This window comes from Peribacillus sp. JNUCC 23 (assembly GCF_053653995.1).
Window position 1 is genome coordinate 3,084,387 of the sequence record NZ_CM132202.1, and the last position, 21,745, is coordinate 3,106,131.

Annotated in this window: 24 protein-coding genes; 6 read left to right on the forward strand and 18 right to left on the reverse strand. The window is 39.8% G+C overall.

Annotation, left to right across the window (positions count from 1 at the left end):
- Positions 1-24 precede the first annotated feature (24 nt).
- Positions 25-1,038 (reverse strand): DNA polymerase III subunit delta, encoded by a 1,014-nt coding sequence (gene holA, locus JNUCC23_RS14880; RefSeq protein WP_403069948.1) that lies wholly within the window; start codon positions 1,036-1,038, stop codon positions 25-27.
- A 529-nt stretch (positions 1,039-1,567) separates the two neighbouring features.
- Here holA and JNUCC23_RS14885 point away from each other — a divergent pair.
- Positions 1,568-1,702, forward strand: coding sequence for a YqzM family protein (locus JNUCC23_RS14885; RefSeq protein WP_082674969.1), 135 nt, complete (start codon positions 1,568-1,570; stop codon positions 1,700-1,702).
- Between the two features lie 102 nt (positions 1,703-1,804).
- On the opposite strand, the gene JNUCC23_RS14890 is transcribed toward JNUCC23_RS14885, so the two are convergent.
- The 3 genes from JNUCC23_RS14890 to JNUCC23_RS14900 form a co-directional block, all read right to left on the reverse strand.
- Positions 1,805-4,111, reverse strand: a complete 2,307-nt coding sequence (locus JNUCC23_RS14890) for a DNA internalization-related competence protein ComEC/Rec2 (RefSeq protein ID WP_454212130.1) — start codon at positions 4,109-4,111, stop codon at positions 1,805-1,807.
- Between the two features lie 358 nt (positions 4,112-4,469).
- Positions 4,470-5,045 carry a ComE operon protein 2 gene (locus JNUCC23_RS14895; protein ID WP_454212132.1) on the reverse strand — a complete coding sequence of 192 codons (576 nt, stop codon included), beginning with the start codon at positions 5,043-5,045 and terminating at the stop codon, positions 4,470-4,472.
- A 222-nt stretch (positions 5,046-5,267) separates the two neighbouring features.
- Positions 5,268-5,894, reverse strand: a complete 627-nt coding sequence (locus JNUCC23_RS14900; RefSeq protein ID WP_454212134.1) for a helix-hairpin-helix domain-containing protein — start codon at positions 5,892-5,894, stop codon at positions 5,268-5,270.
- Between the two features lie 92 nt (positions 5,895-5,986).
- Here JNUCC23_RS14900 and comER point away from each other — a divergent pair, with 92 nt between their 5' ends.
- Positions 5,987-6,814, forward strand: coding sequence for a late competence protein ComER (gene comER / locus JNUCC23_RS14905; RefSeq protein ID WP_454212136.1), 828 nt, complete (start codon positions 5,987-5,989; stop codon positions 6,812-6,814).
- A 276-nt stretch (positions 6,815-7,090) separates the two neighbouring features.
- Here comER and JNUCC23_RS14910 read toward each other — a convergent pair whose 3' ends face one another.
- The 8 genes from JNUCC23_RS14910 to JNUCC23_RS14945 all read right to left on the reverse strand — a co-directional run bounded on the left by JNUCC23_RS14910 (position 7,091) and on the right by JNUCC23_RS14945 (position 12,212).
- Positions 7,091-7,837: a class I SAM-dependent DNA methyltransferase gene (locus JNUCC23_RS14910; protein ID WP_454212138.1), complete on the reverse strand. Its 747-nt coding sequence runs from the start codon at positions 7,835-7,837 to the stop codon at positions 7,091-7,093.
- On the reverse strand, positions 7,834-8,190 hold the full coding sequence (gene rsfS, locus JNUCC23_RS14915) for a ribosome silencing factor (protein WP_062177812.1): 357 nt from the start codon (positions 8,188-8,190) through the stop codon (positions 7,834-7,836). The genes JNUCC23_RS14910 and rsfS overlap by 4 nt, the downstream gene beginning before the upstream one ends.
- 83 nt (positions 8,191-8,273) lie before the next feature.
- Positions 8,274-8,837 (reverse strand): bis(5'-nucleosyl)-tetraphosphatase (symmetrical) YqeK, encoded by a 564-nt coding sequence (gene yqeK / locus JNUCC23_RS14920; protein ID WP_062177810.1) that lies wholly within the window; start codon positions 8,835-8,837, stop codon positions 8,274-8,276.
- Positions 8,827-9,396 (reverse strand): nicotinate-nucleotide adenylyltransferase, encoded by a 570-nt coding sequence (locus JNUCC23_RS14925; RefSeq protein ID WP_403069933.1) that lies wholly within the window; start codon positions 9,394-9,396, stop codon positions 8,827-8,829. The genes yqeK and JNUCC23_RS14925 overlap by 11 nt, the downstream gene beginning before the upstream one ends.
- A 2-nt stretch (positions 9,397-9,398) precedes the next feature.
- The gene (yhbY, locus tag JNUCC23_RS14930; RefSeq protein WP_062177804.1) at positions 9,399-9,689 is read right to left on the reverse strand and encodes a ribosome assembly RNA-binding protein YhbY; all 291 of its coding nucleotides are present in this window, start codon (positions 9,687-9,689) and stop codon (positions 9,399-9,401) included.
- Complete coding sequence (aroE, locus tag JNUCC23_RS14935) at positions 9,690-10,523, reverse strand: shikimate dehydrogenase (protein WP_454212141.1); 834 nt, start codon at positions 10,521-10,523, stop codon at positions 9,690-9,692. It lies immediately after the preceding gene.
- Between the two features lie 61 nt (positions 10,524-10,584).
- Complete coding sequence (yqeH, locus tag JNUCC23_RS14940; protein ID WP_403072033.1) at positions 10,585-11,691, reverse strand: ribosome biogenesis GTPase YqeH; 1,107 nt, start codon at positions 11,689-11,691, stop codon at positions 10,585-10,587.
- On the reverse strand, positions 11,691-12,212 hold the full coding sequence (locus tag JNUCC23_RS14945; protein ID WP_454212143.1) for a YqeG family HAD IIIA-type phosphatase: 522 nt from the start codon (positions 12,210-12,212) through the stop codon (positions 11,691-11,693). The genes yqeH and JNUCC23_RS14945 overlap by 1 nt, the downstream gene beginning before the upstream one ends.
- Positions 12,213-12,695: 483 nt before the next feature.
- Here JNUCC23_RS14945 and JNUCC23_RS14950 point away from each other — a divergent pair, with 483 nt between their 5' ends.
- Positions 12,696-12,839: a sporulation histidine kinase inhibitor Sda gene (locus JNUCC23_RS14950; RefSeq protein WP_062183039.1), complete on the forward strand. Its 144-nt coding sequence runs from the start codon at positions 12,696-12,698 to the stop codon at positions 12,837-12,839.
- 135 nt (positions 12,840-12,974) lie between these two features.
- On the opposite strand, the gene JNUCC23_RS14955 is transcribed toward JNUCC23_RS14950, so the two are convergent.
- Positions 12,975-13,757 (reverse strand): phosphatidylserine decarboxylase, encoded by a 783-nt coding sequence (locus tag JNUCC23_RS14955; RefSeq protein ID WP_454212145.1) that lies wholly within the window; start codon positions 13,755-13,757, stop codon positions 12,975-12,977.
- 114 nt (positions 13,758-13,871) lie between these two features.
- On the opposite strand from JNUCC23_RS14955, the gene pssA reads away from it, so the two are divergent.
- Entirely contained in the window at positions 13,872-14,411 is a 540-nt protein-coding gene (pssA, locus tag JNUCC23_RS14960) for a CDP-diacylglycerol--serine O-phosphatidyltransferase (RefSeq protein ID WP_062177792.1), read from the forward strand.
- 243 nt (positions 14,412-14,654) lie between these two features.
- Here pssA and JNUCC23_RS14965 read toward each other — a convergent pair whose 3' ends face one another.
- Entirely contained in the window at positions 14,655-16,463 is a 1,809-nt protein-coding gene (locus JNUCC23_RS14965) for a M3 family oligoendopeptidase (RefSeq protein ID WP_403069919.1), read from the reverse strand.
- 217 nt (positions 16,464-16,680) lie between these two features.
- Here JNUCC23_RS14965 and JNUCC23_RS14970 point away from each other — a divergent pair, with 217 nt between their 5' ends.
- The gene (locus tag JNUCC23_RS14970) at positions 16,681-17,022 is read left to right on the forward strand and encodes a hypothetical protein (RefSeq protein WP_403069916.1); all 342 of its coding nucleotides are present in this window, start codon (positions 16,681-16,683) and stop codon (positions 17,020-17,022) included.
- Positions 17,023-17,275: 253 nt separating this feature from the next.
- Here the strand turns inward: JNUCC23_RS14970 and sigK are convergent, their stop codons facing one another.
- Positions 17,276-17,992: an RNA polymerase sporulation sigma factor SigK gene (gene sigK, locus JNUCC23_RS14975; RefSeq protein WP_403069913.1), complete on the reverse strand. Its 717-nt coding sequence runs from the start codon at positions 17,990-17,992 to the stop codon at positions 17,276-17,278.
- A 219-nt stretch (positions 17,993-18,211) separates the two neighbouring features.
- Here sigK and JNUCC23_RS14980 point away from each other — a divergent pair, with 219 nt between their 5' ends.
- Positions 18,212-18,388 carry a hypothetical protein gene (locus JNUCC23_RS14980; protein ID WP_172796816.1) on the forward strand — a complete coding sequence of 59 codons (177 nt, stop codon included), beginning with the start codon at positions 18,212-18,214 and terminating at the stop codon, positions 18,386-18,388.
- A gap of 454 nt (positions 18,389-18,842) precedes the next feature.
- On the opposite strand, the gene JNUCC23_RS14985 is transcribed toward JNUCC23_RS14980, so the two are convergent.
- The 3 genes from JNUCC23_RS14985 to mtnN form a co-directional block, all read right to left on the reverse strand.
- Positions 18,843-19,979 (reverse strand): bifunctional cystathionine gamma-lyase/homocysteine desulfhydrase, encoded by a 1,137-nt coding sequence (locus tag JNUCC23_RS14985; RefSeq protein WP_062177780.1) that lies wholly within the window; start codon positions 19,977-19,979, stop codon positions 18,843-18,845.
- A 1-nt stretch (position 19,980) separates the two neighbouring features.
- Positions 19,981-20,904, reverse strand: coding sequence for a PLP-dependent cysteine synthase family protein (locus JNUCC23_RS14990; RefSeq protein WP_454212148.1), 924 nt, complete (start codon positions 20,902-20,904; stop codon positions 19,981-19,983).
- Positions 20,905-21,038: 134 nt separating this feature from the next.
- Positions 21,039-21,740, reverse strand: coding sequence for a 5'-methylthioadenosine/S-adenosylhomocysteine nucleosidase (gene mtnN / locus JNUCC23_RS14995; protein WP_403069905.1), 702 nt, complete (start codon positions 21,738-21,740; stop codon positions 21,039-21,041).
- Positions 21,741-21,745 lie beyond the last annotated feature (5 nt).

A 21,745-nucleotide genomic window follows, 5' to 3' on the forward strand; every position in this document is an offset into this window, starting at 1 on the left:
GTCAACGCTTCGTATCTTTAAGAGTTAGCCCATTTTCAGCATTAACAGTTCAAGCGTAATGGCTTTATCGCTTTGTCCTGTCTTCATTTTATAATCCGCTTCAGCTAGTTCATGCATAATCGTCATCAATTCACTTTCACCGAATTTCCCGGTTTTTTCAAGAGCGAGCTTCACTCGATACGGGTGAATTTTCATGGAACCTGCGATTTTTTGCTGGCTATAGCCTTGTCTTGCCAGTTCCTTAACTTGATAAAGAAGGCGTACTTGCCCAGCCATCACGCTCAATATTTTAATCGGTTCTTCATTTTGCCGCAGCAAGTCATGAAAAATAGTAATGGCACTTTCAATTTTCCGCTGTAGTAAATGATCGACTAGTGTGAAAATGTTTTGTTCCAATGATTTCGCCACTAATTTTTCTACAATCACAGCATCAATTCTTTTTTCTTCCCCTACATACATGGCCATTTTATCTAGTTCATTCGTTAACATCATTAAATTTGTCCCAGCCAATTCAAGCAATAAATCGATTGCTTGCTCGTCTATTTGAATCTGTGACATCGCTGCTCTATCCCTGATCCACACTTTTAGCTCATGTTCGTTCAACTTCTTCGCTTCAACAACAACAGCCTTGCGCTTCAGTTCTTTTGTAATTTTCTTCCGTTCATCCAATTTTTCATACGGTGCCGCAATGACTAAAATGGAATAAGGAACAGGATCAGCTAAGTAGGCTTCCAATCGTTTCACATCATGCTCAACCTTTTGTTTTTTATCACCTGCTGTCAAAAAGAAAGGATTTTGAACAAATACAAGACGACGCTCACCGATAAACGGCAGCGTTTCTGCATCCTCTAACGCTGTTTCTATCGGTGTTTCTTCAAGATCATATTGCGAGAAATTGAAATCAATTTCATCTCCAAGGAGAGCATGCTGCATCAAAAGCTGCTTCGTTTCGTTAATCAAATAGGATTCTGTTCCAACCAATAAGTAAATTGGTGCAAATTGCTTCTTTTTAATACTTTTCCAAACGTCTACTACCAAGGAATACCGCCTCTTTTTATGTAATCTCCCTCTTATCGTATAGATAACAAGAGACTTTGACAAGCTATTTAAAGGTAAACATTGATGCAGATAGGATGGGACAAGAGGCCGCTTCCGAGAATTAGCCCCACAAAAGAATGCGTATGTTTCTTTTTAGAAAATCCCCCCGAACTTTAGGGAATTGGCCTCGTGTTGACCAATTCCCCACTTTATATAAACGCTGTCAAGTAAGTTCCCGGGTTTAACTTTCTCTCAAGCGGTATTTGATACATGATAATAAGTCATGCGTCTTTCTTTGCTTTGTACATTTATTTTAGCCTCTTAAGCCAAAACTATTTGTGACAACTCTTGTCAGTATAGGAAGTTGATTTTCTACAAAAAAAGACGTATTACTTCTTACGAGCTGCTAATCCCGAATTACTACTGAAGACATCAGAAACCATTTCATTAAATACCATATTTTGAAAATGGTGTCCTAGATTTTTTCTTTGTAATCGCTTATACTATTAAAGAAATAGGAGGGGTATAAATGAACGAATTTGAAAAAAATTTGCAACCGAGATCAAACGATGTAAATGACTCTGCAATAGGTTTCATCGTTTCATTTGTGTTTTTTGCCGTTATTTTCGGAATTGCTGTAACCGTTCAGGTTATTGGTTCTTAATCTGGTCTACATAACAGCTCTCCAAACAGGCACAAAGACTGGGACTGCGTTTAGCAGTTCCTTTTTTTGTAAAACAGACTTGTTTTTCTTATATACTCCATCCTATGGCAACGCTGTGGAAAAGGTTCCATTTCGTTTCTGATAATACTGATAAGAAATGGCTCCATGTAGGTCCGTTCTGTAGACAGATATTCCTGCAGTGCTTAATATATCTAGCACTTGTTGATGCGGATGACCGTAACGATTATTCACACCAGCTGATATGACAGCTATTTTTGGCTTCAGACTCTCGATGAATGTGACAGACGAAGATGTTTTACTTCCATGATGACCAGCTTTTAATATGTCAACGGCTAACCCGGGATATTCCTGAATTAACGCTTGTTCCCCTTGCTCACCAAAGTCACCAGTAAACAACCAGCTTACCCCGCCCATTTCCGCATACAATACAATCGATGATTCATTCACGTCCTCCTCATCCCTGTATGGATTCAAAACGTAAAATGCAGCTTCACCCACTGACCAATGATCCCCGCGTTTTACAGACGTAACCTCACTCCCTGACACAAGGGCTGTTTGTATGAACTTCTTATTTTTATAAATTTCTTCACTCCCACCGCCGATGACAATTTTCTTCACGTGAATATTCTCAACAACATCATCCGCACTACCGATATGATCTGCATCTGGATGGGTCAAAATAAGCAAATCAAGTGTATGGATTCCTTTGCTTTTAAAAAAAGGGATTACGGTATCCTCACCAGTTGAATAGGTTTTCCGCCTATCTTTCCATGCCTCCTGTTCAAAACTAATCCTACCGCCCGTGTCAATTAAATAATTTCCCTTATTGAAAGGAAGCTTAATGAAAATCGAATCGCCCTGACCAATATCAATGAAGGTCACTTCCCCATATGGAGACAACTTCTGGATATTATATTGCAATAAAAGCAAGAGAGTCAGGACAAGAAATAAAATCTTTGTTTTTCGGTGATTATCCAAATCCCACACGGCAAACAAGGCAAGTATCAAGATAATTATCAATAAAAGAATGGGGAATGCAGGCTTGCCAAAGCTAATATAAGCAAATGGCAGGTCCGCTGTAAACCCCGCTATCGCATTACATAACACAAAGCTTTCATTTAGAAAAAACAGCAGAAATTCACCGAACGGATTCGCAAGAAGATGTATAAGTAGAACAAGGATCGAAAACGGCAAGAGAACGACAGAATAGATCGGAATAAACATCACATTCAAAAGCACACCGATTAACGAAAACTCAAAAAAGTGAAACAGTAAAATCGGAATGGCCGCAAGCTGACATAGAAGACTGGTAACAAGGAGTAAAACAAGTTGATTTTGAATTCGTCCAAAGATTCTAAGCGACATGATAATGGAAAAAGCAACAGAAAAGGAAAGCTGAAAACCAATATTGTAGAGATGGTTCGGGTCGTATAAAAGAAGGAGCAAATAAATACTGGAAATTGTTTCAGAGGCAGAAATATGCTTTTTGATAAAAGAAAGTAGAAAGAATAACATCGCCATGAAGCATGCACGAAGAACGGAAGGACTTGCACCAGAGAGGATGATATATATCGGCAAAAACAGGAGCATGACGAGAGACATCTTTTCTCGTGTTATACCGACCCGGATACCAAGATAAAAAATCATACCTGTTAAAAAACTAACATGCAATCCTGAAATCGCTAACAAGTGAACAATGCCCAAACGCTGATAGTCTTTTAGCTCTTCTTCATCAATCAACTTCTGCTCTCCAAATAGGAGGGCATTCACATACCCACTTGACTCTTTGGGAAAATGCTCATTTACATAGGATATCCCCTTATTCCTAAAATCCTGAATGGCTTGCTTAGCGGTGTGTTTTTTTAATATGCATTTCGCAAATTCAATCGAATCTGCTTTAAGAACCCAATGAATGCCTTGTCTTTTTAAATACAGCTGATAATCAAAGCTATTAAAATTGCGCATTCCACTCGGTACTTCCAGAACGCCCGCGACAGGACAAGACAAAGCAATTTTCATATGTTTTTGCAAGTCTATTTTTTCAAACTCAGAAGAAATCTTATACCGTAGCTGGAGCTTTTCGTTATGCTCAGCTGTCACAAAGCCTTTCATCATATCTCCGTCAATGTCGATTGAATCCGTAAAAGTAATCGTGAAGTTTGTTTCCATACCTGAAAGTTCCGTACGGTTGTTTTTTTCAGAAATAGTCGCACTGAGGAAAAATAGCAGAAGGACAAAGAGGTGAAGAGCTAAGATTTTGCTAGGAATTTGAAAATAAAGGAAGCCATAATAAAGGAACGCACAAACAAGCCATTCCCACCCGAAATAAGTGAAAGCTGTTACGCCAAATGTGGCAGATACGGCAGCGAATATGAGTTGTTTCGTCATAAGGCCTCCTTCAACTTAAAAGAAGAAGACTAAAAAGGGGTATCTCGTCCAAAGTGATCCGGATCATGTAATCAAAGTTGTCGTTTTCCCCCTTTTAATTTTTAGTCACTCTCCATCTTTTTTTAATAAAGTGAAACTTCAATCAGTGGGGGATTCTTCATCCCCCGCTGATTGTTAGTCCCGTTCTAGAGCCGCTACTATCTCCGCTTCGATAAATCGACTCTACGAACCCGATTGGTTCAACTAAATCTCTGCTCACGCATCGGTAAGTTTCACTGTATCTCACCAATCGGGCTTTTACGGGCAGTTATTCTCCACCTACGCTTCTTCGATTCCTCGAAGCCTTGAGGTGGGGGTATTACTGCCCGTCGATGCGGGATAAAAATAGTCGTTCTGCCTGTTTCTGAAGTTCATTCACTCGTTCAATCGAACCGCCAGCTTCTGACAGTGCGGTTAATAAATCAGCAACAAGATTTTGTTTTTCCTTACCTTTTAGGTCTATGATTTCCTCTGTTAAAACCTGTTCAACTGTAACACCCGCTTGCTCGAAAAGCTCTATAGCGTAAGGATGGTTTTTATAATTTTTTGCATAATAAACCGCCTTGATTCCCGCTTGTATTAATGATTTACAGCATTGCAAGCAAGGAAAGTGTGTGACATAAATTTCAGAGCCTTCAGTCGGTACACCGAACTTGGCACATTGTAAAACCGCATTCATCTCCGCATGAATCGTCCTGACACAATGATTATCAATCACATAGCAGCCATCATCGATGCAATGCGTGCCACCAGCGATTGAACCATTATATCCACCGGCAATGATTCGTTTATCACGGACAATCGTTGCGCCAACCGCTAATCTTGTACATGTACTTCTTAATGCTAATAAATGACTTTGCGCCATAAAATATTGATTCCAACTAATTCGATTCAACATACATTCCCCTTTTTCACTTTTAGTAGCCGAGAAGAAGATATCCCCAAAGGGTCTGACCTCGTACTCTATACACAGTATAGAGTCGTTGCGGGGTCTGACCGGACAGACCCCTTTCCGTAACCAGCAACACGTGTAGATCAGAAAACCAGAACTTTTTTTGAACAACCTATTCCGACATTGTCTACATTTTACCTTCTCTTCCCCCATTTGAATAGCTGATTATTTTACCTTTATCGAATCCTTTAATTTTTCAAACGTTTTATCGCCGATTCCCGATATCTTTTTCAAATCTTCCACACTTTGAAACTTCCCGATTTTTTCCCGATAGTCGATGATGCTCAGTGCCTTTGATGGGCCAACGCCCGTTAATGTTTCCAACTCTGCTTGTGTCGCCGTATTCAAATTTATTTTTCCGTCAGACGAACCTCCCAAGGATGTCTCCGGACCTGTTATTACCCCATCTACACTCTCATCACCAATTTCCGGTACAAGGATGACCATTTGATCTTCTACAACTTGTGCTAAATTCACTTGATCTTTATTCGCTTCACTTGTGAAGTCTCCAGCATCTGCAATAAGGTCAATCACTCGATCACCGCTATCTGCAATATAGACGCCAGGACGGTTAACCGCTCCTTTCACATCTACTTTAATGATAACCTCTTCTTGTTCCTCTTCCTCTTCCTCCTGCTCTAACGGTTCATCAAACACACCGCCCCCATCAGAAAAAACAGCTGCCGTTTCCTTAGGTTCCGGCTTTGAAGTTTGAAAATAAGCAAAAACGAGTAATAAAGCAATTCCTGCTACTATACCGATGATTATTTTCTTTTTTCCTTGAACGTCCATTGAAATCACCCTTCATTTTAATTTTCGTCATAACCAAGCAATTGGTATCATAGAGTTTAGGAGTAGTTCCGTTTAGTAGGAGGTGGCAAATTTTGAAAATTGGTGTAATCGGAACAGGAAATATGGGGACTGTTTTACTTGAATCATGGCTGGAAGCAAAAGCAATCACAGAAGAAGATCTCATCATCACGAACCGCACTCTAAAAAAAGCACTCGCTATCCAGTATCAATATAAAGGCGTAACCGTGGTAAATACCGCGGCTGATGTTGCAAAGCATGCTGATGCCCTCTTTGTCTGTGTGAAGCCTTTGGAGGTTTTGCCGGTACTTCAAACCATCAAACCTTATATAAATCAAGACAAATGTGTGATCTCGATTACAAGTCCAATCTCAGTCGACCAACTTGAATCTCAATTGGATTGTTCTTGCGCCCGCTTCATCCCAAGCATTACCAATCGCGCTCTTTCTGGTGTATCTTTACTCAGCTTTGGAAGCCAATGTCAAAGTGTTTGGAAAGAAACGATTACCGCATTAGCAAATAGTATGTCCGAGGCGGTGATCATTGAAAATGAAATAACACGGGCTGCTTCTGATATTGTGAGCTGTGGACCGGCATTTTTCACGTATTTAGCAAGAAAATTTATCGATGGGGCTGTTCAAACAACAAAAATAGACGAAGAAACGGCAAGGATCTTAACAGAAAATATGGTAATCGGCTTAGGGGACTTACTTAAGAAAGGCATCTACACTTTACCAACACTACAAGAGAAAGTAATGGTAAAAGGCGGAATTACTGGTGAAGGAATGAAAATTCTTGAAGCAGAAACAGGAGAAATGTTCGAGCATCTTTTCATAGCGACAAAGGAGAAGTTTACAGAAGACATTGAAGAAGTGGAAAAACAATTTAGGGCACCTTATTAGTATTCGTCATTGAATGTAGAAATCCTTTTCTTTTTTTAATTTTTATAAGAAACATCCATGAGCGTCTGCACGCAACCCAACGATGAAAAAGGTTCAGGTTCTCCAATTGCATCATCTTATGAAGGTGGCGGTGTGGAGCTGATTTTGCGAAGCCCCGCCCCTTTTCCACAGAAAAGAAAGGCTGTCCAATATCAATTGGGTCTGTCCCCACATCTACTATAATCGTTTATACGACGGAAACGATTATTGAGTGTGAGGTCAGACCCTTTTCACTACTTATTTCTTCTTTACTACAAATAAAATCCGCTCGGTTTGATCGTGAATCGGTTCATCCTCTAAGTCTGATAACAACTCAAGCACTTCAAAACCGCACTCTACAAGCTTTTCCTGATAAAAAGAAATAGGGTATGTGCGTTGATAATGGTATTCATCAAAGCGATCATACAGGCCATTTTCGGGATCACGGACAAAGAAACTTAAATCGTGTTCCACACTATAGGGCTCTTCTCCTGCATAACATTCCCAAATATATGAAACCTCTTCATCACTTATCGCAAATGTTTGGTTTTGAAACACATGCTCCATTTTATAGATGGAATGGATATCAAATAAAAACAAGCCATCCTGTTTCAGATGAGCATGAACAGAGCGAAATGTTTCCGAAACATCTGCTTCCTCGCGAAGATAATTTAAAGAGTCGCAAAAAAGGGTTACACAATCATAAACGCCAAGCCCGAAAAGCTGTGCCATATTTTGTTGATAAAACGGAATGGAGAGTCCTAATAAAGTTGCTTTCTCATTTGCAATTGCCAGCATTTCCTCTGATAAATCCACGCCGGAAACATGAAAGCCTAGCTTTGCCAGTTCTACTGTAAACTCACCCGTACCACATGCAAGATCAAGCACGTTTTGGCCACTTGCCTCGTACTGGGTCATTTTTGATAGAAGGAGCTCAAGCCATTTCTCATAAGGAGCATCCTTCATCAGTTCATCATACACATAGGCGAAGCGTTCATAACTCATTGGCTTAATTCGCTTTGCAAGTTCTCGATTGGAGCATCTCCCCATAGACGTTCAAGATTGTAGTACCCTCTTTCATCACGATGGAATACATGAGCAACCACATCCCCCAAATCAACAAGGATCCATTTTGCCTCGTCAAAGCCTTCCATGCGTCTTACTTCAACGCCATTTTCTTCTGCTTTTTGTTTCATTTCACGAGCAATCGCTTGGACCTGCTTATCAGAATTACCATGACAAATTAGAAAATAATCTGCAATCAAAGAAATTCCTTTCATATTTAATGCAAGAATGTCCTCTGCACGTTTATCATCAGCAGCCGTTGCTGCCGTTATTAATAGCTCTCTTTCAGTCATCAAATCTTCTCCTTATTGAGTTGTTCAAAGGTCCGAAAAAGCTTGCGAATTGCGGCATTGCTCCTCAATGTCCTTTTGAACCCTCACTTATGTTGTAAAATTAAAGCATTATAAAAATGAAACGTATCCGGGTACACCGCTTGGTTATTTTTCACCAAAAATGCAAGCGTATTGGAAACAGATTGTAATAACGCCGTATCCAAACTTTCTTTCGCCAACTGCCGTACTTCTGCTACACCAGGAAAAGAACGTCCCGGTTCAATATAATCCGCTAAATAGACAATCTTGTCAAGTAGCGTCATGTTCACTCTACCAGATGTATGGTGGGAAATAGCAGCTAACACTTCCCGATCGGTAATGCCCACTTCTTTTTGCACTAGGTACGCACCAACTGGGGCATGAAGCAGCTCGTCGCCATATTCAAGTAACTCAGAAGCCATATTCTCAGAGATTACAATCTCCTTCATTTCTTCAATCGGACGGAATTTCGCATAATCATGGAAGATCGCAGCAAGCTCCGCTTTTTCCTCATCTGCTCCATACTGTCTAGCAAGTTTAATCGCCGTTTCCATCACACCAATTGTATGCACGTATCTTCGTTCTGTCAGCTGTTTTTTTACGATTTCCAGCGCTTCCTCACGTTTCATACGATCCATTTCCTTTCATATATTCCCAAACTTGATCAGGAACTAAATAACGAATGGTTTTCCTTTGCTTGACCCGTTCCCTGATTAAAGAGGATGAAATCAGCATTTCAGGAATATCTACCATCTCCACAGGATAATTTGTAGAAACCTCATACCCCGGCCGCTTGACGCCAACAAAGGTAACAAGCTCAACCAACTCATCAATTCGATGCCAGTTTGGTAAATATTCAATCATATCTGCACCAATGATAAAGTAAAATTCTGTATTCGGCTCACGGTCAAGGAGGACTTGTATCGTATCAAACGTATAAGACGTACCTTTTCGTTCTAACTCGATCGTTTCTAGTAAAAATGACGAGTGAGAGTCGATCGCAAGCTTAAGCATCGCAACACGATCATCATCTGGGACATCGTCTGTTTTTATTTTATGCGGCGGCGTGTAATTGGGCATAAATCTGATTTCATCCAGTTTTAATGCATCCAGCACTTCATTCGCAATAATCAGGTGGGCAATATGTGGCGGGTTAAATGTACCACCAAGGATTCCGACCTTTTTCATACTCAAGGCAGCTTGATTTGTTTATTTTCTCTAGATTCTTTATACAACACAATCGTATTGCCGATGATTTGTACAAGCTCAGCACGTGCTCCCTTTGATAGCGCCATACCTACGTCATCTCGGTCTTCATCACAGTTTTGCAGCACACTCACTTTGATTAATTCCCGTACTTCTAATGCTTCACCGATCTGTTTAATCAGATTGTCATTGACGCCACCTTTCCCAACTTGAAAAATTGGATTAAGATGATGTGCCTTTGCACGTAAAAATCGTTTTTGTTTACCTGTAAGCATTTATTTTCCTCCTAATGTCGTTCGCATGATGTTTTTCATTCTAGTTGTATCCGGAGTAATCCCTGTCCAGATTTGGAAAGCTAAGGCAGCCTGGTAGACCAACATGTCCAATCCGTTTTGAACGTCGGCACCTTTTTGCTTTGCTTCTTTTAATAGCTTTGTTTCCAGTGGGTTATAGATAATATCACTCACAAATGAACCCTCTGATAAATTTCGAATGCTAAATGGCATTTCATCCAGATGAGGACTCATTCCAGCAGAGGTCGTTTGAATAATCACATCATAATCTGCTAACTGCTCTTCTGCCTGTAAGAGCGTTAGAGCAGTTGATTGTTTTTCAAATGGACAATCCGCTATTAGAGCTTCCGCCTTTTCTAACGTCCGATTCGTTATATCGACGGAGATAGCACCGTGCGAAAGCAGCGTAAAATAGATGGCTCGCGCTGCGCCACCAGCTCCAATTACTAAGATTTTCTTCTCTGTTAGATTTGAGATTTGATCAGATAGCGCCTTATAAAAACCCATTGCATCTGTATTATACCCGAAATACTTGCCATCCTGATAAGAAACAGTGTTAACTGCACCAATTGTAGCAGCAAGCTCATCTATCTCGTCAAGATAGGGAATGATGGTCGTTTTATGTGGAATGGTGATATTAAAGCCGGCAATACCAATCGCTTTCATTCCTTTTACCGCATCACTCAAGTTTTCTGGCGTTATATGGAATGGATGATAGATACAATCTAGCTCTTGATGAGTAAAAGCATCGTTTTGAATCGCTGGTGATATCGAATGCGCAATCGGGTCCCCTATAACTCCGTAGATTTTTTTCATCCTTTTCCCCCTAAAACCTCTCTAGTCTATCTAACTAAAATGATTCTTTGCTTCGTTCTTGTTAAATTAAAGATTTTCGTAAAATCACATTAACACCCTTTGGAACATGAGCAACAACTCTTGCACCTGGCTCATTCACCGTTACCCAGCCAAGACCTGAGAAGACAATGTCCATTTTCCCATCTTTAATCGAAAATTCATGAGCAACCAGTTCAGGAAAATCAGCCATACCTTCTCTGCGTGGAGGAGTTAAAAGCTCGCCTGCATGATTTTTATATAATTCATCCGCTTTTTCAAGCTTTGTACGGTGAATATTCAATTCATTGGATAAATAGCATGTGAAAGAACGGCGACCGCCTGACACATAATCCAATCGAGCCAAACCGCCAAAGAATAATGTTTGTTCTTCATTAAGCTGATAAATCTTCGGCTTAATTTCTTTTTTCGGTGTGATGAATTTTAAATCACGTTTATCGACATAATGAGCCATTTGATGATGGTTAATGATGCCTGGTGTATCAATCAATGCTTTTTCATCATCCAGCGGAATTTCAATAATATCAAGCGTCGTTCCTGGGAAATGAGATGTTGTAATCACATCTTCCTCTCCGCTTACTTGTTTGATCAGCCGATTGATGAATGTTGATTTACCAACGTTTGTACACCCAACAACATAGACATCTTTTCCGTTCCGATACTGTTCGATCGCGGATGCTGCTTCTTGAATTTGATTACCTTTCTCAGCACTCACCAATAACACATCAACTGGATTTAAGCCAAGCTCTCTAGCAGACTCCTTCATCCAGTGAATCAATCGATTATGCTTTACCGATTTCGGTAACAAGTCTACTTTATTGCCAATCAATAGGACATCATTAGAGCCAACAAAACGATGTAACCCAGGCAACCAACTGCCATTAAAATCAAATATATCCACGATCTTCACAATTAATGAATCAGTTTGACCTACTTGATTCAAGATCTTTAAGAAGTCATCATCTGTCAGAGAAACATCCTGTACTTCATTATAATGTTTCAATTTAAAGCAGCGTTGGCAAATGATCATTTCTTTTTCCAACGCTGACTTAGGCGTGTACCCCAAAGCTTTCGGGTCTTCGGTTTGGACTTTCACTCCACAACCGATGCAAGCTAGTTCTTCCTCGTGCATTACTTCTGATTGTCCCATTCTATCATTCCTTTTCTTCTGAAAAATGCCAAAATCCGTCTTTCTATTTTCCGATTAAACTTCGTCCAGAATCCATCTGTCTGTACAACCGGCACAACAAGGATCGTATGAAAGCCGCCTCGATTTCCACCCAACACATCTGTCATCAACTGATCGCCAATCACCACGGCCTCTTCTCGCTTAATGCCCATTTGTTCAGCCGCTCTGCGAAAAGATCTGCTCATCGGCTTACGTGCAAGTGAAATAAACGGGATCTGAATCGGATCAGAAAAGGACTTTACTCTCGTTTCATTATTATTCGAAACAATAGTGATTAAAATCCCGTGATTGCGCATGGATTCGAACCACTCCATTAATTTAGGCGTTGCTAAAGGCCTGTCCCATTCTACAAGGGTATTATCTAAATCTGTAATAATTCCCTTTACGCCTTTTTTTTTCAAGTCTTCAGGCTTTATCTCAAAAATGCTTTTCACATGTTCATTTGGTAAAAATAATTTAAGCATGATTCACCTCAATAACCTCTCTTGAATTACTGTTCAACCCTTTTCTTGTTTGTTACAACAAATTTCTAAAAGAAAACACGCTCTCTTCTTTAGTCTTGCCGTAAAGTTCCATCATAATATAAAAAAGCAGCGCTGGAAAGCAGCAAACCTAATGAATTTCGCTATTGCATGACCATTTACGATCCATCCATCCTATTCATATATTACGTATATTCCCAAAAACATTTCGACAAATTCTTTAATTATTTTCATTGTGGATAAAGTTATACACATTATCCCCTTAGATTAGCAGACCAAACAATCATTTATAAACAAAATACCCACAACTTATCCACGTCCATTGTGGATAACTAGAACGATTGTTCTCGATTACTTTTTCTGGTAAGGTATGACTATACCATAGATCACTTACCACTATATGCATGTGAAATAATTTTTATTCCTAGGAAAAAAATTGGAGGTGACCTGCCTTAGGGCATGCCAATGAATAAACTATCAGATGATTTATTAATCGAAGCTTATTTCAAAGCCATAAAACTGAAGTTAAGTTCAGACTTCATCATTTTAATCGAAACAGAAATTCAACGAAGATCTTTAACTCACAAAATTAGAGGTTCTTTAGCATAATGGATTTTAGAGGATGTCTCAAAAAAGGAGCCGACCTCACACTTTATACACCGTTAATTGTATGATTTACACTTCATATGAACGAGATATATTAGTTGTGGGGGGTCTTGCCTTTTCGATATAGACTCCCTCTGCTCAACCCTTTATCTTCCCAATTCGTTCTCCTACTTTCACTTCTTTTGGAACAATCAAATCTTCTCGTTTCTCAAAACTGCCTTTTTCAAAAAGCAACACAACCGTTGAACCAAAGCTGAAATAAGCAAACTCCTGACCTTTTTTTAATTGATTAGCTTCATCTGATATAACGATGGAGTTCACAAACATCGCACCAACCTTTACAATAGCAACATGTGCCAAATGATGCTGAACCTCCGTGATATTTCGATAATTCTTAGATAAAGGAGAACGACCATATTTCATGCCCAGTCGATTCACTGGATAGGATTTCTCCCCTTTTATCCACCGTTTCGTAACGTTCCCTGAAATTGGTGCATGAATCCGATGATAATGGCTCGGACTTAAATAGAGCACCGCAAAGCTGCCACCAACATACTTCTCGAAAACAGCTGTATCATCCAGCATTTCCTCGATTGAATACGTTTTTCCTTTGACCACAATCTCTTTATTCATAGTAATTAAACCATAATCCTCAAAAACACCATCTACAGGACTAACGACAGAATTAGGCTCTGAATCAATCACTCTTACGCCTTCTTTCAGCCTACGCGTAAATAAATCATGTAGAGTAGGATAAGTTGTAACGTTCTGCTCGCTTTCCTCGTGATTAATTTGAAAGATTTTCACAAAGGAAGGGATCACTGCGCGGCTCTTTGTAGACTGACTAAACTTCCGCAAAGTGCCTGAAGTAACTCTTCCATTTGTTAACTCAATAAATAGACGATATAAAGATTGGTACAAACACCACACACCACCATTTGTTAAATAATAGAAATAATTCTCGCATAAATTGTATCAGAAATAATATGATTATATAATCAATACTTTTAACAATACAGGAAGGGAGTGGATGATTTGTTTTTCCTGCATGCTTTGGATCTTACGTTAAAAAAACTGAAAGCACAAACGGCAAATATTATTACCCTTCTAAATTTATCACTTGGCGGATTTGCAATTATAGCTGTTTTAACGAATCAATTGAATCTTAGTCTTCTATTAATCTTTCTAGCCGCACTTTGCGATCGCTTCGATGGGATGATTGCACGAAAATTTAATATTGAATCGGCGTTAGGTAAGCAACTCGACTCTATGTGTGATATTATCTCATTTGGCGTCGCTCCAGCCTTACTTCTCTATCAAGGAATCATCTTTGATTTTGGAGCACCAGGCAGTTTCTTCACTGTTTTTTATATTGGCTGTGGAGCTTTTAGGCTAGCCCGTTTTAACATCAGTGAAAACAATGGCTATTTTACCGGATTGCCCATTACGGTAGCTGGCTGCCTATTGACATTAAGCTTCCTTGTAATTCAGTACGCTCCGCCCGTATTTTTCTTATTCTTCATGATTATATTATCTTTACTCATGATCAGTCCATTTAAACTTAAAAAAGTCTAGAATAATATCAGAGGTAGTTCAAAAAGTCCGGTAAAATCGCGTACGTCATGACGCGCAACACAGAAGTCAGCACATTGTGATCGTCCGAACGTAGCAGGTGTGAGGTTACACACTAAAACCCATAAAAATATTCTTCTTTGAATAAAAGGGCCTGCTCCCGAATTTCGATATACCGTTTAGCGATATACCACTAAATAGTATATAAAGTGCGAAGTCAGACCCTTTTTGCTTAAAATTCTTTGATTATGCTTGTTTTACCAGTGGATCCGTCAACTCAAAAAATTCCTCAATATCTTTAAGACAAGTGCCAACCGCTTCTTCCCAGAATTCACGTCCTAACAAGTTTACCCCTAAATGTTTGCTTGCCAAATCTTCAACCCGCATTGAACCCGTATCTTTTAGAAGGGCGATATACTTCTCTTCAAATTCTTTACCTTCTTTTTGCGCTTTCGCATATATACCGAGCGAGAATAAATATCCGAATGTATAGGGAAAATTATAAAACGGTACACCAGTAATATAGAAATGAAGCTTGGATGCCCAGAATGTAGGGTGATATTCATCTAATGCCTCTCCATACGCTTCTTTTTGGGCATCAATCATCAATTCATTCAATTTAGCACTACTTACTATTCCTTGTTTTCGTTCCTCGTAAAAACGTGTTTCAAATAGAAAACGCGCATGAATATTCATTAATAAAGCAACAGTACGTTGAATTTTGTCTTCCAAAAGCGAAATACGATCGCTCTCTGACTTCGCTTCTTTTACAGAGGCATCCGCGACAATCAGTTCAGCAAACGTAGAAGCCGTTTCCGCAACATTCATCGCATACGCACGGTTTAATGTATGTGTATCTTTAAGCGCATATGAATGAAAGGCATGTCCCAATTCATGCGCTAAAGTTGATACATTAGACGGCGTTCCGGAATACGTCATGAAAATCCGGGATTGACCAGACACAGGAAACCCTGTACAAAATCCACCTGGGCGTTTATTCGGACGATCTTGTGCTTCGATCCATCCTTCTTCAAACGCTTTTTTCGTAAAACTCTCTAACTCACTGCCAAACTTCCCAAAATGCTTTAGGATAAATTCAGCACCTTCCTGATAACTCATGACACTCGTTTTTGCAGACGTTGTAATCGGTGCATCCAAGTCAGCCCAGCTTAATTTTTCTAATCCAAGCAGTTCTGCTTTTCGTTTCAGAAATCGGACAAGTGGCTCTTTATGTTCTGCTATCACAGACCACATGCTGTCCAATGTTTGCTTGGACATCCGATTGATTTCAAGTGGTTCTCTATGTACGTCCTTCCAGCCGCGTTTTTCGTACACACTTAAGCGAAACCCAGCTAGATGATTTAACACTTTAGCCAATACATCGCTATGCTCTTTCCAAGCATGTTCCCAAGCAGTAAAAATCCGCTTGCGCACATCTTGATCAGGATCTGAAAATTTATTAGCTGCTTGCCCTACAGATAATTGATTCACTTTCCCATTCTCCTCAAATGGGATGTGAATCGTACTGACAACCGTATCATACAGTTGGCTCCAGCCATGATATCCATCCACTGCCAATGCATGAATTAATGATTCCTCTTCTACAGAAAGCTTCTCCATCGCACGTTCGCGACGTTCATTCAATATGTATTTTAATTCTTTTAATGGTTCTTTTTTTAGTAGGTTTTGGAAAAACTCCTCATCCAGAGTGACAAGTTTCTGATCAAACTTCGTTAATGCATTCTGGAAGATGGCGCTTTGCTTCGTTATTTGACCGCGTAATTCATTCGCTTTCTGATCTTTAACATCTTGTGCCTCTAAGCAGCTTACAAACGCTCCTGCTTGGCGCATTTTTTTACCCGATTGTCCAAATAACTCCATAGCAGTTTCAAGCAAATGCTGATCCTGCTCTACAGATTTCACCTTCCAGCCACTTACTAACCTATCAAATTCGCCTACATCCACTCGTAATTGATCTAAAAAAGCGGTAAATTCCTGTGAAGCGCTTCCACCCTTAAAAAACACATCTAAATCCCAAGTTAACGGATATGCCATAGATCCTACCTCCTTCTTTTTGATACTTCTATTATAAAGAACTTTTCAGAATTTTTCTAACTTAAAGGTGGTATTCCGCTACTACATGACATACTTTAGTAAAAAACGCCAATATTCACTTGAACCTGTTTAAGGAAAATGTCTATTTTTATTTCTGACATTCATGAAAAATCATGGTAAGATAGAAATAATTCAAAAGAAAAGGGGGCGGGTTACAGTGAAAAGATTATCCATTCTCATACTCGCCTTATTTTTACTCGGAAGCATTCAACATTCTGCGGTTAGCAAAATCCATGGCGGACTCACAGGACCTAGCCTACATAAGCATTTCAAAATGGTTGAAGAAGATCCCACAGTAGCTGTTGAACTTCAGATTGAAGCCATGCAGTTTATACCTGATTTCAGCTTAATGGATTTTACTGCAGTTGTTCTAGCAGTACTCACGCTATTTCTCTATAGCTTATCCTTTATTAAGCTCATCAGACGTTATGTCCTACAAGGTCCCGTCTTTTACAGATCGAATTACCTCATCTTAACTCCTATATTTTTTATTAGATAAAATAAAAAATAGGGGAGTGGACGAAATGGTATTTCGTTTCATTATGATCGCTTTATTTTCATTGACAGCATCTAGATTATTCCTTTATCAAGGTACTGAAATCTACCATGCCATCGTTGAAATGTTTAAAACCAAATGAACGAGCTACAGAGCGTGAAGCATTTGCTTTACGCTCTGTTTATTTTTTATGCAATCCATCAAATGTTCTAAATCCCAACAAGCATCTGATTAGGTAGCTACAGCTTATTTTCACTTATCCACCGCGTCGTTTCTCTTTTTCAGCTCGGTAAAACTCATGAAACATTTTCATTAATGCACGCTTTTCGATTCGTGACACATAGCTTCTTGAAATATTCAGTTCTTTGGCAATTTCCCGCTGAGTTTTTTCCTTTTTTAAGTCCAACCCAAATCGACCGACAATCACTTCTTTTTCACGTTCATCTAAAATATCAATATATTTTTTTACCTTTTCAATTTCCATATTCAACTGAATCGTGTCAATGACATCTTCAGACTCAGATTTCAGTACATCAATTAAACTAATTTCATTTCCTTCTTTATCTTGGCCGATTGGATCATGAAGCGATACATCTTTTTTTGTTTTCTTAGTAGCTCGTAAATGCATGAGTATTTCATTCTCAATACAACGTGCCGCATAGGTCGCAAGCTTCGTTCCTTTTCCATCCGAATAACTCTCGATTGCTTTGATTAATCCAATCGTGCCGATGGAAATAAGATCTTCCGTATCTTCGCCCGTATTTTCAAATTTCTTGACAATATGGGCGACGAGCCGTAAGTTATGCTCAATCAACATATTGCGTGCCTGGGCATCTCCTTCGGCCATTAGCTGTAAGTATTTGCGCTCATCCCCCGCTGATAACGGCTGAGGAAAAGCATTGTTCTTTACGTATGATACGAGCAAATAAAACTCTTTAACCATATAACCTAATGCAGTTAAAATATCCGGCATTCTCACACCCCCAGAGTTTCTCGTCATTCGCCTATATCTAATGCTTATGCTAGAAGGGACGTCTTTGTGTCTGTACAACTTAATTTCACTTTCATTACGCATTTTGTGATGCGTCTCACAGATTTCTAAATTCAGTGATAATGGGCAATATCCCATACACCTCGTCTTCACGAAGCATACAGTATAGGGGGAATTTCTATCCTAATTGGAGGTGATTTCATGGGTTATGGATATCCAGGTGGCGGTTATGGACCATACCAATCTTATCCAGCATTTGGACCTGGTATGGTGCGCGGAAGTTATGGCCCAGCGTATGCGTTTTTCATCGTACTTTTGATTCTTCTCTTAATCTTTGGATTCTGGTGGTTTGTTAGTTGTGGTCCTCTTGTCTGTTAATGAAAAAGGAGCAAATGCATTTGCTCCTTTTCTTTAACGAAAGGGTTAGACCTTACTCTACTATCTATCGTTTGTGTGATATGTAAGTAACACAATAAAAGGGGATTAGTGTGAGGCCCAGACCCTGCAAGAATTTTAATCTGAGTCCACTGTTACTTCTGTTGCAACCACAATGCCAATAACAGTGATGACAACGAGCACCATTACAATCGAAAACATGGCATACACTCCTTTTACTTGCCTACTTTAAAAGGTACCACGTTTTCCTTGACCAGAACGGTGTATATTATGAACAAATTTCATCTAATTGGTGGCAAAATTGTGAATGAATTTTACAATCATTTAAATCTTTGCTTGCCCGAGATCTTTCTTGCCCTGATTTGGGTCCCAAAGATACAGGTAAATCCTGATTTTACATAGTAGTATGCTCCTAGCAATACGTACTAGGTTCTGTTTAGTTTTGCAAGGCTTGTTTTAAATCATCAATTAAATCGCAAGCATCTTCAATTCCTACAGAGATGCGAATCAGTCCATCTGTAATCCTTAATTCAGCACGTCGATCAGCAGGGATGGAGGCATGTGTCATAAGGGCAGGGATGGAAATCAAGCTTTCCACAGCACCAAGACTTTCAGCAAGGGTAAAATATTTCACTTTACTTAGTACATCTGCCGCTTTTTCGGCACTGCCGACATCAAAGGACACCATACCGCCAAAGCCGCGTGCTTGTTTCTTGGCAATTTCATGATTTGGATGGCTTTCAATACCTGGGTAATACACTTTCGATACCGCTTCATGTTCAAGCAGGAAGTTTGTGATTTGTTTCGTGTTCCTTTCCGTTTCTTCCATGCGAAGTCCAAGTGTTTTGATGCCGCGAATTAATAACCATGAATCCTGTGGCCCTAAGACGCCTCCTGTTGAGTTTTGAACAAAGTGAAGTTCCTCTCCAAGTTTCTCATCATTCACAACGGCAAGACCGGCTACAACGTCACTATGACCACCAATATACTTCGTCGCACTATGAAGCACAATATCTGCCCCAAGTGTAATCGGATTTTGCCAATACGGCGTGCTAAAGGTATTGTCTACAATCGTAAGCAAGCCATGTTTCTTCGCGATGTTTGCTGCCCCTGCAATATCGGTAATTTTCAAAGTAGGGTTTGTTGGCGTTTCTATGAATAAAGCTTTTGTGTTCTCTTTGATATTTTCTTCAATGGAATCTAGATCACTTGTATTGATGAAAGTTGCCTCTAAACCAAAACGATTTAATACCTTCGTGATGACACGGTAGCTGCCACCATACACGTCATCCGTGATTAACACGTGATCACCTTGCTTAAACAACATCATAACCGCGGTCATTGCCGCCATCCCTGAACCAAATGCAAATCCTCGTTTTCCTTCCTCTAGGTCACTAATTAATTCTTCTAGGGCATGACGCGTCGGATTCCCTGTGCGTGAGTATTCATACCCGCGATGATTTCCCGGACCATCTTGTTTATATGTGCTCACTTGATAGATGGGAACAGAAACAGCACCTGTCTGTTCATCTCCAAAAATGCCGCCGTGAATTAACTGTGTCTTTTTTTTCATCTTACTCTCCCCCTTGATAAATGTGTTTACTTAAGTACCGCTCACTTGAATCTGGAAAAACAACGACAATATTTGTTCCTGGGACTGCCTTTTTCGCTTCCTGCAATGCCGCAAAAAAAGCGGAGCCAGATGAACTTCCGACAAGCAGACCTTCTTTATAGGCTAGTTCTTTCACCAAACCGAAAGCGTCTTCATCGCGTACTGTGTAAATTTCATGAAAATAGCTTTCATCCATATAAGGCGGCAAAAACTCCATGCCAATTCCTTCCGTTTTATGCGGACCAGATTCACCGCCATTCAAGATAGAGCCTTCTGGTTCAACAATTACTGTCTTAACATGCGGATTTTGTTCCTTTAAATAAAGAGCCGTTCCCATGAATGTTCCACCTGTTCCTGCTCCTGCAACGAAGATGTCCGCATGTCCATCAAGCTGTTCCCATATTTCTGGGCCTAGTGTTTTATAGTAAGCAGCTGGATTGGACGGATTGGCAAATTGCTGTGGACAATAGGAATTCGGAATCTCTTTTAGCAGTTCTTGCGCTTTCTTGATCGCTCCAAGCATCCCTTCTTCAGTAGGCGTATTCACAACCTTAGCTCCTAGGGCACGCATCAATTCCTGTTTCTCTGCACTGAACTTTTCCGGCACACAAAAGATGACGTCAATGCCTTTGTTAATTGCGGCTAATGCCAGTCCAATCCCCGTGTTTCCCGCCGTTGGTTCAATCAATGTACCACCTGCAACTAATTCGCCGCTCTTTGTGGCGGCATCAAGTAATTCGCGACCAAGACGATCCTTTACACTTCCACCTGGATTAAAAAACTCAAGCTTTGCAAAAATTCGGACACCTTCTGGTAAAGAAAATTGAGTAATTTCCATCATCGGTGTATGACCGATTAATTCATGAATCCCATGGTAGACATTCATTATTTTCTCCCCCTCCTATTTTTTCTTATGTTTTTAGGAGTATTTCAGAATGTGAAGAGTGCGTTGAACGAAAGAATTGTTCATGACCATTCTTTCGTCCAACGAATCTCCAGAATCTAACTTAGTTTTTTTATTTAACTCACTTTCAAACGATCAATCATTTTCATAATCAACTGGCTTGAGTTTAATGCTGCCGTTTCTAGGAATTGATCGAATGAAAGGTTCGATTCTTTTCCAGCAATATCAGAAAGGGAACGGATGATTACAAATGGAGTACCAAATTGGTGAGCGACCTGAGCGATTGCTGCTGCTTCCATTTCTACTGCATAGAGGTTCGTGAACTTTGTGCGAACAAAGTCAACACGAACTGGATCGTTCATGAATGAGTCACCCGTTACGATTAATCCGCTTTTGACTTGGATATCGGTGATTTCTTTGGCAGCAATCTCGGCAATCGCAAACAGCTTTTCATTAGGGATGAACGCTGCTGGCAATTGCGGAACCTGACCGTATTCATAGCCAAAAATCGTTACATCCACGTCATGATGGCGTACTTCAGTTGAAATCACAACGTCCCCGACATTTAATGATGGTTCATACCCGCCTGCAGAACCTGTATTAATAACCGCATCTGGCTTGAATTTTTCTAATAATATAGTTGTTGACATGGCTGCATTTACTTTGCCAATTCCTGATTTTAGTAAAATGACTTCAACGCCGTTTAATGTGCCCGTATTAAATTCACAACCGGCAATCGTCATTTGTTCAAGGTTCTCTATTTTATCTCTTAGAATCGTTACTTCTTCTTCCATTGCTCCGATAATTGCTACTTTCATTCCTG

Bases quoted from the DNA above. Each gene is read 5' to 3' on its own strand.
- JNUCC23_RS14990 (WP_454212148.1), bottom strand. From the start codon at position 20,904: ATGAATGTCTACCATGGGATTCATGAATTAATCGGTCATACACCGATG.
- JNUCC23_RS14985 (WP_062177780.1), bottom strand. From the start codon at position 19,979: ATGAAAAAAAAGACACAGTTAATTCACGGCGGCATTTTTGGAGATGAA.
- JNUCC23_RS14925 (WP_403069933.1), bottom strand. From the start codon at position 9,396: ATGAAAAAGGTCGGAATCCTTGGTGGTACATTTAACCCGCCACATATT.
- yhbY (WP_062177804.1), bottom strand. From the start codon at position 9,689: ATGCTTACAGGTAAACAAAAACGATTTTTACGTGCAAAGGCACATCAT.
- yqeH (WP_403072033.1), bottom strand. From the start codon at position 11,691: ATGCACGAGGAAGAACTAGCTTGCATCGGTTGTGGAGTGAAAGTCCAA.
- JNUCC23_RS14980 (WP_172796816.1), top strand. From the start codon at position 18,212: ATGGGTTATGGATATCCAGGTGGCGGTTATGGACCATACCAATCTTAT.
- JNUCC23_RS14965 (WP_403069919.1), bottom strand. From the start codon at position 16,463: ATGGCATATCCGTTAACTTGGGATTTAGATGTGTTTTTTAAGGGTGGA.
- mtnN (WP_403069905.1), bottom strand. From the start codon at position 21,740: ATGAAAGTAGCAATTATCGGAGCAATGGAAGAAGAAGTAACGATTCTA.
- aroE (WP_454212141.1), bottom strand. From the start codon at position 10,523: ATGAAAAAAATCTACGGAGTTATAGGGGACCCGATTGCGCATTCGATA.
- JNUCC23_RS14950 (WP_062183039.1), top strand. From the start codon at position 12,696: ATGAATAAACTATCAGATGATTTATTAATCGAAGCTTATTTCAAAGCC.
- JNUCC23_RS14945 (WP_454212143.1), bottom strand. From the start codon at position 12,212: ATGCTTAAATTATTTTTACCAAATGAACATGTGAAAAGCATTTTTGAG.
- sigK (WP_403069913.1), bottom strand. From the start codon at position 17,992: ATGCCGGATATTTTAACTGCATTAGGTTATATGGTTAAAGAGTTTTAT.
- rsfS (WP_062177812.1), bottom strand. From the start codon at position 8,190: ATGACTGAAAGAGAGCTATTAATAACGGCAGCAACGGCTGCTGATGAT.
- JNUCC23_RS14890 (WP_454212130.1), bottom strand. From the start codon at position 4,111: ATGACGAAACAACTCATATTCGCTGCCGTATCTGCCACATTTGGCGTA.
- yqeK (WP_062177810.1), bottom strand. From the start codon at position 8,837: ATGAAACGTGAGGAAGCGCTGGAAATCGTAAAAAAACAGCTGACAGAA.
- JNUCC23_RS14900 (WP_454212134.1), bottom strand. From the start codon at position 5,894: ATGGACGTTCAAGGAAAAAAGAAAATAATCATCGGTATAGTAGCAGGA.
- JNUCC23_RS14885 (WP_082674969.1), top strand. From the start codon at position 1,568: ATGAACGAATTTGAAAAAAATTTGCAACCGAGATCAAACGATGTAAAT.
- JNUCC23_RS14910 (WP_454212138.1), bottom strand. From the start codon at position 7,837: ATGAGTTATGAACGCTTCGCCTATGTGTATGATGAACTGATGAAGGAT.